Source organism: Actinotalea sp. C106, assembly GCF_023630195.1.
GTDB lineage: Bacteria > Actinomycetota > Actinomycetes > Actinomycetales > Cellulomonadaceae > Actinotalea.
Genome location: NZ_JALPKN010000576.1, coordinates 1 through 818, shown reverse-complemented (window position 1 = coordinate 818; position 818 = coordinate 1). Strand labels below are relative to the sequence as shown.

Sequence of the window (818 nt, the reverse complement as noted above, 5' to 3'; positions counted from 1 at the left end):
CGCGTTGCGCGCGTTGTGCAGGCCGGGCACCGCGAGGTCGAGCGCGACCGGCGCCAGACCGGCCTCGACCAGGGTCGCGGTGCTGCCCGACCCGAGCGCGCGCCAGCCCTCGAGCCTGATGCCCGCGTCGCTGCTGGTGCCGTACGTCACCACCGAGCCGCCCTCAGCGCGGGTGCGGGCCGCGAGATCCCGGGACCCGGGGTCGTCGGCGCAGGCCACCAGGTGCCCACCGGGGACGACCTGACCGACGAACCGGACGAAGGCCTCCTCGAAGGCCTCCCGGGTCCCGTAGTGGTCGAGGTGGTCGGGCTCGACGTTGGTGACGACCGCGATCGAGGGACGGTACGCGAGGAACGACCCGTCGGACTCGTCCGCCTCGGCGACGAAGACCGGGCCGTGCCCGTCCCGCGCGCCGGCGAGGGCACCGACCGCCGCGGCCGCGTCCAGGTGCGGGGTGACGGCCTGCACCGTGCCACCGACCGCGTACGAAGGGTCGAGCCCGGCCACGGCGAGGGTGACCGCGATCATGGCCGAGGTCGTGGTCTTGCCATGGGCGCCTGCCACCGCGACCGCGGTGCGGTCCTGCATGAGGGCCGCCAGAGCCTGCGACCGGTGCAGCACCCGCAAGCCTCGCTCGCGAGCGGCCAGGAGCTCGGGGTTGTCAGGGCGGATCGCCGTCGAGACCACGAGGGTGGTCGCCGTACCGAGGTTCGAGCTCGCGTGCCCCACGTGGACCGTCACCCCACGGGCGGCGAGGGCGTCCAGCACCGGGCCCGGGCGCGCGTCCGACCCCGAGACCGCGAGGCCGCGGGCGGCCA

At 75.8% G+C, this 818-nt stretch carries 1 protein-coding gene; it reads right to left on the bottom strand.

All coding sequences use genetic code 11. From position 1 onward, the window contains the following. Positions 1-818, bottom strand: an 818-nt coding sequence (gene murC, locus L0B03_RS18580; protein WP_250448582.1) for a UDP-N-acetylmuramate--L-alanine ligase, incomplete at both ends; no start/stop codon positions are given.